At 71.6% G+C, this 8,883-nt stretch carries 6 protein-coding genes; 5 read left to right on the top strand and 1 reads right to left on the bottom strand.

The window, feature by feature from the left end; genetic code table 11:
- The first annotated feature begins 178 nt into the window (after positions 1-178).
- From E1264_RS18755 to E1264_RS18735, 5 genes are all read left to right on the top strand, one after another.
- Positions 179-1,825 carry an AMP-binding protein gene (locus tag E1264_RS18755; RefSeq protein WP_132175193.1) on the top strand — a complete coding sequence of 549 codons (1,647 nt, stop codon included), beginning with the start codon at positions 179-181 and terminating at the stop codon, positions 1,823-1,825.
- A 57-nt stretch (positions 1,826-1,882) separates the two neighbouring features.
- Positions 1,883-4,837 carry an AMP-binding protein gene (locus E1264_RS18750; RefSeq protein ID WP_132175191.1) on the top strand — a complete coding sequence of 985 codons (2,955 nt, stop codon included), beginning with the start codon at positions 1,883-1,885 and terminating at the stop codon, positions 4,835-4,837.
- A 105-nt stretch (positions 4,838-4,942) separates the two neighbouring features.
- Positions 4,943-6,301: a cytochrome P450 gene (locus tag E1264_RS18745; protein ID WP_132175189.1), complete on the top strand. Its 1,359-nt coding sequence runs from the start codon at positions 4,943-4,945 to the stop codon at positions 6,299-6,301.
- Positions 6,298-7,101, top strand: a complete 804-nt coding sequence (locus tag E1264_RS18740) for an SDR family oxidoreductase (protein ID WP_132175187.1) — start codon at positions 6,298-6,300, stop codon at positions 7,099-7,101. The genes E1264_RS18745 and E1264_RS18740 overlap by 4 nt, the downstream gene beginning before the upstream one ends.
- A gap of 71 nt (positions 7,102-7,172) precedes the next feature.
- Complete coding sequence (locus tag E1264_RS18735) at positions 7,173-8,639, top strand: carboxylesterase family protein (RefSeq protein WP_132175185.1); 1,467 nt, start codon at positions 7,173-7,175, stop codon at positions 8,637-8,639.
- A gap of 16 nt (positions 8,640-8,655) precedes the next feature.
- Here E1264_RS18735 and E1264_RS18730 read toward each other — a convergent pair whose 3' ends face one another.
- Complete coding sequence (locus E1264_RS18730; RefSeq protein WP_132175183.1) at positions 8,656-8,847, bottom strand: hypothetical protein; 192 nt, start codon at positions 8,845-8,847, stop codon at positions 8,656-8,658.
- Positions 8,848-8,883: the final 36 nt, after the last annotated feature.

Here is an 8,883-nt window from a genome sequence, read left to right as displayed (position 1 = left end):
GTGTTCGTGGGTGTGGCATCCGTGTTCCTCGGAGTCGTGCTGCTGGGGTGGCGGGGGGTGGCGTCCTTGTGGGACGTCTCCAAATGACCGGGCGGTCTCTTTGCTGATCGGCGCGGTTGACTGTGGCGCGGCGTCCTGATGAAGTTACCGGCGGGTCACGTCGGTGAAAGGGACACGGATGGCATCTGCGCTGCGCGACTGGCTGGACGAGCCGAACACCGGACGCGGCGTTCACCTGGCTACCGACGACGGCTGGGAGTATCGGAGCTATGGGGAGCTGGCGGCCGCCGCGCGGCGCACGGCGGGGGCGCTGATCGAGGAAGGTGTCCGGCCCGGGGACGTCGTGTGCGTCATCCTGCCTACCGACTTCGTTTGTATCGAGACGTACTTCGCGGTGTGGGCCGCCGGGGCGACCGTGTGTCTGATCACGCCGCCGTTGTTCCAGGACGGGGACGACTACGTCGCGCACGTCGCGGCGATCCTGCGGCAGGCGGCGCCCACGCTCGTCATCGCGTCCAAGGACCTGAACGAGTACGCGGCGCGCGCCATGGTGCAGGCCGGGCTCAGCGGGGAGCCCTGGCAGCCGCGGCAGGTCGGCGAGGAGGCGGCGGTGCAGCCGGCCGGGGAGCTGGCCCTGCTGCAGTTCACTTCCGGGTCCAGCGGCGCGCCTCGGGGAGTGATGGTCACCTGGGAGAATCTGCAGGCGAACACCGAGCTCATCGCTCGGGCCGCCGGGTTCGCCGACGACGACTCTGTCGCCTCGTGGCTGCCGCTCTACCACGACATGGGGCTGATCGGCTGCTTCCTGACGCCGATCGCGCGGCAGGCGTCGCTGCGGCTGATGCGGCCCGATCACTTCATCCGGGACCCCGCGCGGTGGATCCGGTGCTTCGCGGACGCCGCGCATACCGCGGCGCCGCCGTTCGCGTACGCGTACTGCGCTCGGCGGGTCAAGCCGGAGCAGCTGGAGGGCGTCGACCTGTCCGGGTGGCGGACGGCGATCGTCGGCGCCGAGCCCATCGACCCGCACGCGCTGGAGGTGTTCGCGCAGCTCGTGGAGCCGTTCGGGTTCTCCCGGGCCGCGTTCAAGCCCGCGTTCGGGATGGCGGAGACGACCCTGCTCGTCACGATGGACGCCGAGCGCCGTGACCCGCTGGCGGTCCGGCCCGATCCCGAGGCTTTGTCGTTCGGAGAGCCGATCCAGATTCTTGAGGAGCACACGCTCGGGGCCGCGTTGCTCGGCGCGAAGGCCGGGTGGGTCGTCGGGTGCGGCACGCCGGAGGCCGGCGTGCCCGTGGCGATCGTGGACGACGACGGGCGGGAGCTCGGCGAAGGGCTCCTCGGGGAGATCGTGGTGGGGGGCGCCTCTGCTTGTCCCGGGTACTACGCGGGGGCCGAGGGGAAGTCGACCCGGTTCCTGGACGGGAAGGTCTTCACCGGGGACGCCGGGTTCTTCCATGCCGGGCAGCTGTTCGTTCTCGGGCGGATGGGCGACAGCATCAAGGTCCGCGGGCGGTCGGTGTACGTCGAAGACCTCGAGGCGAAGATCGCCGAGGCCAGCGGGCTCGGGAAGGGACGGATCGTCGTGGTCGGGGTGCCCGGCGCCGGGCGCAAGGGGCTCGCGCTGTTCGCCGAGACGCTGGACGAGTCGTGGACGGGCGAGATCCGCGAGATGCTGCGCCGGAGGGTCGGCGGCGACGTCGAGCTGACGATCGTGGTGGGCACGGGCCTGATCCAGCGGACGTCCAGCGGCAAGCCACGCCGCAGATACATGTGGGAGCGGCTGCTCGCCGGGGAAATGGACGGAGCGCGCGTCGTTCCTTGATTGCTTAAGGTCGTGACCACAGGACACCATGGCCGTTGACGCTGCGAAGGGTCGACGATGCCGGCTGTTGGGAAGACGTTGTTCCGCCTGGGTGCCCGTCTGGGGTCCACCGCTCAGAACGCACTGGAGGTCGCCCGGTTCGGTGGGTTCGACACCGACGAGGACGCCTCTCCGTCTGAGGTGGTGACCGAGCAGCGGGTGTACCGGCTGCGGCACTACTTCCCGGAGGACGGGGGCGGGCCGGTGATGCTGCTCGTCCCGCCGCTGATGATCACCGCGGAGGTGTACGACATCTCCTCGCGGGTCAGTGCCGTCCGGGTGCTGCGGAAGGCCGGGGTCGATCCCTGGGTCGTCGACTTCGGGGCGCCTGAGCGGGAGCCGGGCGGGCTTGAGCGGACCATCACCGATCACGTGCTGGCCGTTAGTGATGGGGTGGATCGGGTCCGGAAGGTCACCGGGCGGGATGTTCATCTTGCCGGGTATTCGCAAGGGGGCATGTTCGTCTACCAGGCGGCGGCGTACCGGCGCAGCGAGGGCATCGAGTCGGTCGTGACGTTCGGGAGCCCGACCGATACGAGCGTCGCGTTGCCGTTCGGCCTGCCCGCGTGGCTCGCGTCCGAGGGTGTCGGGCGGGTTCCCGATTGGGTGCTCGGCGGGTTCGCGGTTCCGGGGTGGGTGACGCGGCTCGGATTCCAGCTGTTGAGTCCGGTGAAATCGGTGCGGTCGCGGGTCGATTTCATCCTGCAGCTACATGATCGGGAGCGGCTCGCGCCTCGAGAGCGGCAGCGGCGGTTCCTGGAGCGGGAGGGGTGGGTCTCGTGGCCCGGGCCCGCGCTGGCGGAGTTCGTCCGGCAGTTCGTCCAGCACAACCGGATGCTCACCGGCGGGTTCGTCATCGGCGACCGGCTCGTCACGCTCGCCGACATCACCTGCCCCGTGCTGACGTTCGTGGGGGAGGTCGACGAGATCGCGCCGCCGCCGATGGTCCGGGGGATCCGGCGGGCCGCGCCGCGTGCCCAGGTGTACGAGGCGTCGCTGCGGGCCGGGCATTTCGGGCTCGTCGTCGGGAGCCTCGCGATCGCGCGGACGTGGCCTGCCGTGGCCGAGTGGGCGAAATGGCGTGCCGGGGAGGGCGGCCTTCCCGACATCGTCGCGCCTGTTTCGGGGGATGAGGAGGCCCTGCCTGCCGATCTTCCGGGGGGCGCGGCTGGGTATGGGCTTCAGCTTGCGGTGGGTGTGGGCGGGAGCGTGGCGCGGTCTGCCTACCGGACGGTCTCGCGGGCCGTTCACGGGACGCGGCAGCTCGGGGGTGAGGCCGCGCAGAACCTTCCCCGGCTGGCGCGGCTGGAGCGCATCCAGTCGGACACGCGCATGTCCATGGGGCTGCTCTTGGACGAGCAGGCCCGGCGGATGCCCGATGAGGTGTTCTTCCTTTACAAAGGGCGGCCCTACACGCATAGCGCTGCCAAGAACCGGATCGATGCCGTTGTCCGTGGGCTGATTCATGTTGGGGTGCGGCGGGGTGACTCGGTCGGTGTGCTGATGAGAACGCGGCCCACGGCGCTTGCGCTTGTGGCCGCGTTGAGCCGGCTGGGTGCGGTCGCGGTGCTGCTGCGTCCGGACGGGGATATCGGTGCGGAGGTGCGGCTCAGCCGGGTGACCCGGGTGATCGCCGATCCGGAGCATGCGGCCCGGGTGGAGGGGCTGGAGGGCGTCGAGGCGCATCTGCTGGGCGGTGCCGGGCGCGGTGAGCGCGGGTCGCTCATGGACATGGAGGACATCGACCCGGAGCGCGTCGAGGTGCCCGGGTGGTTCCGGGCGAATCCCGGGCGGGCCGGTGATCTCGCATTCGTCGTGTTCCGGGGGGAGGGCGAGCTGCTTCGCGCCCACCGGATCACCAACCGGCGGTGGGCGCTGTCGGCGTTCGGGACGGCGTCGTCCGCCGCCCTGTCGCCGTCCGACACCGTGTACAGCATCACGCCGCTGCAGCATCCTTCTGCGCTGCTGATGAGCCTTGGCGGTGCTGTCGCGGGGGGTGCCCGGCTTGCGCTTGCCAGTGCCTATGACCCTGAGACGTTCTGGGACGAGGCTCGGCGGTACGGCGTGACCGTGGCGTCCTATACCTGGATGCTGCTGCGTGATCTCGTGGAGGCGCCGCCGAACCCGGCGGAGCGGCATCATGCCGTGCGGCTGTTCATCGGGTCGGGCATGCCGCGCGGGCTGTGGCGGCGGGTCGAGGAGCGGTTCGCTCCGGCGCGGGTGCTGGAGTTCTACGCGTCCACCGAGGGCGAGTCGGTCCTGGTCAACCTGAGCGGCAAGAAGCCCGGGTCGCTGGGACGGCCGCTGCCCGGCAGCGCCGGGGTCCGCCTCGCCCGCTACGACCTGGAGAGCGGGCGCCTGGACGAGGGGCCCGACGGCTTCGCGATCGAGTGCGGGCCCGGTGAGATCGGGATGCTGCTCGCGCGGGTGCGGCTCTCCGCCGCCGGGACGGCGGAGCGGTGCGTGCGGGGCGTGTTCGCGCCCGAGGACGCCTGGACGATCACCGGAGACCTCTTCCGCCGGGACGGCGCCGGCGACTTCTGGCTGGTGGGCCGGGAGGCCGAGCTGATCCGTACGGCGGAGGGGATCGTCCCGCCCGGTCCCATCCGGGACGCGCTCGGCGATCTTCCGTATGTCGACACCGTGGCCGTTTACGGGATTCCGGTGGGGGAGACGGAGCTTGCCGCGGCCGCGGTCAGCTTGCGGGGTGTGGCCGAGATCAAGCCGCTGGATCTTTCCGAGGCGCTGCTGCGGGTCGAGCCGGGGCTGCGGCCCGCGATCGTGCGGGTGGTGGACGAGGTGCCCGTCACGGCCGGGGGACGGCTGCGGACGGCGCCGCTGCGGGACGAAGGCGTCCCTTCCGCGGGTGAGGGCATGGCGTACTACCGGGACAAGGCGGGTGCCTACCGGCCGCTGACGGACGCGGCGCGACGGCGCCTGCTCAAGGCGCCGGCCGCCCGCGAGGCGCGGTGACCCGGGAGTCACAAGTCACGAGCGATAAGTCTGGACTTACTGGCATGCGCTGCGTTAGAACGAAGCGACGGTCACCGTCATCTGTCGCACGCGTCCGGAGGGGTCATGACGAGCGTCCTCGCGCCGCCGCCGGCGGGCAGCGGGCTGAAAGCGGTCCCCGGGGTGGGTGGCATCCCCTACATCGGCAGCACGATCGCCGTGATGCGGAACCCGATCGGGACGGCCCGGAAACGGTACGCCGAGCACGGGCAGGTGTCCTGGGGGTGGCTGCTCGGGCAGCGGACGGTCACCGTCCACGGCCCGGAGGCCGCCGAGGTCGTCCTGGTCAACCGGGACAAGGCGTTCGCGAGCGGGCCCGCGTGGAGCTACTACATCGGGCCGTTCTTCAACCGCGGCATCATGCTGCTGGACTTCGAGGAGCATCTGCACCACCGGCGCATCATGCAGCAGGCGTTCACCCGTCCCCGCCTGCGCGCCTACATGGACGCGATGGCGCCCGGCATCGTCAGGGGCGTCGAGGCGTGGCGGCCCGGCGGTCACTTCGGGGTGTACGACCACGTCAAGCAGCTCACCCTCGACCTCGCCGCTGACGTGTTCATGGGCGTCGAGCTGGGGGACGCAGAGCGCGCGCGGGTCAACGGCGCGTTCATCGACGCCGTCCGGGCCGGGACGGCTTATGTGCGGTTCCCCGTCCCCGGGCTGCGCTGGCACCGCGGGCTGCAGGCCCGCAAGGTCCTGGAGGAGTTCTTCTACCGGCACCTGCCCGCCAAGCGCCGCGACGGTGGCGATGACCTGTTCGCCGCGCTCTGCGCGGCGGAGTCCGACGACGGGGAGCGGTTCACCGACGAGGACGTCGTCAACCACATGATCTTCGCGCTGATGGCCGCGCACGACACGACGACGATCACGCTGACGTCGATGGCGTACTACCTCGCCAAGTACCCCGAATGGCAGGAGCGGCTCCGGGACGAGTCCCTCGCGCTCGGGAAGGCGGAACTCGACTACGCCGACCTTGACGCCCTTACCGGCATGGACATGGTGATGAAGGAGTCGATGCGGCTGATCGAGCCCGTCCCGGCGCTGCCGCGCAAGGTCGTCAAGGACACCTCCGTCCTCGGCTTCCACATCCCCGCCGGGACGACCGTCGTCGTCCCGATGCTCAGCAACCACCGCATGGCCGACTGGTGGCCGGACCCGGACGCGTTCGACCCCGGGCGGTTCTCGCCGGAGCGCCGCGAGGACAAGATTCACAAGTACGCGTGGTCCCCGTTCGGCGGCGGCGCGCACAAGTGCATCGGGATGTACTTCGCCGGGATGCAGGTGAAGTCGATCCTGCATCAGGTGCTGCTGAGGTACCGCTGGAGCGTCCCGGGGCGGTACGAGATGCCCCTCGACACCACGTCCCTGCCGTCGCCGAAGGACGGCCTTCCCGTCCGCCTCGACCGTCTGGAGCAGAGCCCATGAGCAAAGCCGTCGCGATCACCGGCGGGGCGCGGGGGATCGGTCTCGCCACCGCCCGCGCCCTGAAGGCCAAGGGCGCCACCGTCGTCATCGGCGACATCGACGAGGCGGCGGTCGCGGAGGCCGCGGCGGAGCCGGGCGTCACCGGGCTCGTCGTGGACGTCACGTCCCGCGAGTCGTTCACCGCGTTCCTCGACCGGGCCGAGGAGTCCGCGGGGCCGCTCGACGTGGTGATCAACAACGCCGGGATCATGCCGATCGGGCCCGTCACGGACGAGAGCGACGCCGACGCCCGCCGCTGCCTCGACATCAACGTGCACGGCGTGATGCTCGGCACCAAGCTCGCCCTCGGGCGGATGCTGCCGCGCGGCCGGGGGCACGTCATCAACATCGCGTCGCTGGCCGGCGTCACGTTCATGCCCGGCCTGGCGCTCTACAACGCCAGCAAGGCCGCCGTCGTCGCGTTCACCGAGGCGACCCGGCTGGAGGTCCAGGACCGGGGCGTGCACGTCAGCGCCGTCCTGCCGACGTTCACCAACACCGAGCTGGTCTCGGGGATGCGCAACCCGAAGGGCCAGAAGAACTGCGAGCCGGAGGACATCGCCGCCGCCGTGGTGGCGCTGATCGGGCGCCCGCGCCCGCAGGTCGTGGTCCCGGCGAAGCTCGCCCGGCAGGTCAAGCTCGGCTCGCTGCTCCCCGAGCGGGCCAAGCGGGCCATGGCGCGCCGCTACGGGCTCGACCGCATCTTCCTCGACTTCGACCCGGACGCCCGCAAGCCCTACGACGCCCGCATCCGCGCCTAGCCCGCGTGCTCGGCCGCGTTCGCGTCCCGTAGGCTCTGCTGGTCGAACTTCGTTCTAAATGCGGGGGACGCATGCGACGGGGACCGGTCGTTCAGACGGCTTACGGGAAGGTCCGCGGGACGGCGCGGGACGGCGTCACCGCGTTTCTCGGCATTCCTTACGCCGCGCCGCCGTTCGGGCCGAACCGGTTCCGGGCGCCGCGCCCGCCGGAGCCGTGGGACGGGATCCGCGACGCCGTCGAGCACGGGCCGACCGCGCCCAAGCCCGGATACGTGCACCCCTACACCCTGCTCCTGGACGACCCGGTGGTCCCCGGCGACGGCTGCCTCAACCTGAACGTCTGGACGCCCGGCGGGTCCGGCCTGCCGGTCATGGTGTGGATCCACGGCGGCGCGTTCCGCAATGGGTCGGGCGCGCTGCCCGTCTACGACGGCCGCAACTTCGCCCGCGACGGCGTCGTCTGCGTGACGATCAACTACCGGCTCGGGGTGGAGGGCTTCGCCGGCTTGCCCGGCGCCCCCGCGAACCGGGGGCTGCTCGACCAGATCGCCGCGCTGGAGTGGGTCCAGGCCAACATCGCGGCCTTCGGCGGCGACCCGGGCCGGGTGACCGTGTTCGGGGAGTCGGCGGGCGCGATGAGCGTCACCACCCTGCTCTCCCTCGACCTCGGGCTCTTCGGCCGGGCGATCGCGCAGAGCGGCGCGGGCGCCGTCGCGCAGGACCCTGACGACGCCCTGCTCGTCACCCGGGAGATGGCCGCGCGGCTCGGCGTGGAGCCGACCGCGGAGGGGTTCGCGGCGCTCGACCCGGCCGCGATCATCCCCGTCCAGTCGGAGGTCGCCACGGAGGTCGCCGCGCTGCCCGACCCCGCCCGGTGGGGCGCGACCACGGCCGCCTGCGCCATGTCGCTCACCCCGATCCTGGACGGTGAGCTGCTGCGGCGGCGGCCCGAGGACGCCATCGCGGGCGGCGCCGGACGCGACGTGGACCTGCTCATCGGCTGCACGTCCGAGGAGTTCCGGTTCTTCCTGATGCCGTCCGGGCTCGCCGCCCAGGTCACCGAGGAGCTGATCGGTCTCGTCGCGGCGGGCATGGGCCTGCCGCCGGGGGTGCCCGCCGCCTACCGCGACCGCCGTCCCGAGCTGGCGCCCGGCGAGCTGATGGCGGCGATCCTCACCGACGGCATGTTCCGCGTCCCGGCCGACCGGGCCGCCGCCGGGCACGCCGCCTCCGGCGGGCGGACCTGGATGTACGAGTTCGCGTGGCGGTCGCCGACCTTCGACGTCGGCGCCTGCCACGCGCTGGAGCTCGGCTTCGTGTTCGACAACCTCACCGGCGCGCCCGGGAGCCTCGCCGGGTCGAACCCGCCGCAGGAGCTCGCCGACCGGATGCACCGCGCGTGGGTCGACTTCGCCGTGCGCGGCGACCCCGGCTGGGCGCGGTACGAGCCGTCCACCCGTGCGGTGCAGGTGTTCGACGGCCCGGGGGACCGCGTCGTCCTCGATCCGCTCGGCGACGACCGCAAGCTGTGGGAGTAGGCCCTGCCTTGAGGGCTCAGCTCCCCAGGCGCTTGCGGCCCTGTGCGCGCACCCGCTTGCGCTGGGACGGGTCCAGCATCAGGTAGCCGACGACCGGCGCCCCGAGGACGCCGAGGATGATCAGCGTGGTCAGCCACCAGGGGAAGATGAACAGGGTCAGCAACCCGACGACGACGCCGCCGATCACGAACTTTGTCTGGGTCGACATTGGTACCTCCGTTAACGGGCCGCCCTCGTAGGGACA

Origin of the sequence: Actinomadura sp. KC216 (genome assembly GCF_004348535.1) — a bacterium.
Classification (GTDB): Bacteria; Actinomycetota; Actinomycetes; order Streptosporangiales; family Streptosporangiaceae; genus Spirillospora.
This window is presented reverse-complemented; position numbering and strand designations above follow the sequence as displayed.

Excerpts from the sequence above, each read along its gene's own strand:
- E1264_RS18750 (WP_132175191.1), top strand. The coding sequence starts at position 1,883 with ATGCCGGCTGTTGGGAAGACGTTGTTCCGCCTGGGTGCCCGTCTGGGG.
- E1264_RS18735 (WP_132175185.1), top strand. The coding sequence starts at position 7,173 with ATGCGACGGGGACCGGTCGTTCAGACGGCTTACGGGAAGGTCCGCGGG.
- E1264_RS18745 (WP_132175189.1), top strand. The coding sequence starts at position 4,943 with ATGACGAGCGTCCTCGCGCCGCCGCCGGCGGGCAGCGGGCTGAAAGCG.
- E1264_RS18755 (WP_132175193.1), top strand. The coding sequence starts at position 179 with ATGGCATCTGCGCTGCGCGACTGGCTGGACGAGCCGAACACCGGACGC.
- E1264_RS18730 (WP_132175183.1), bottom strand. The coding sequence starts at position 8,847 with ATGTCGACCCAGACAAAGTTCGTGATCGGCGGCGTCGTCGTCGGGTTG.
- E1264_RS18740 (WP_132175187.1), top strand. The coding sequence starts at position 6,298 with ATGAGCAAAGCCGTCGCGATCACCGGCGGGGCGCGGGGGATCGGTCTC.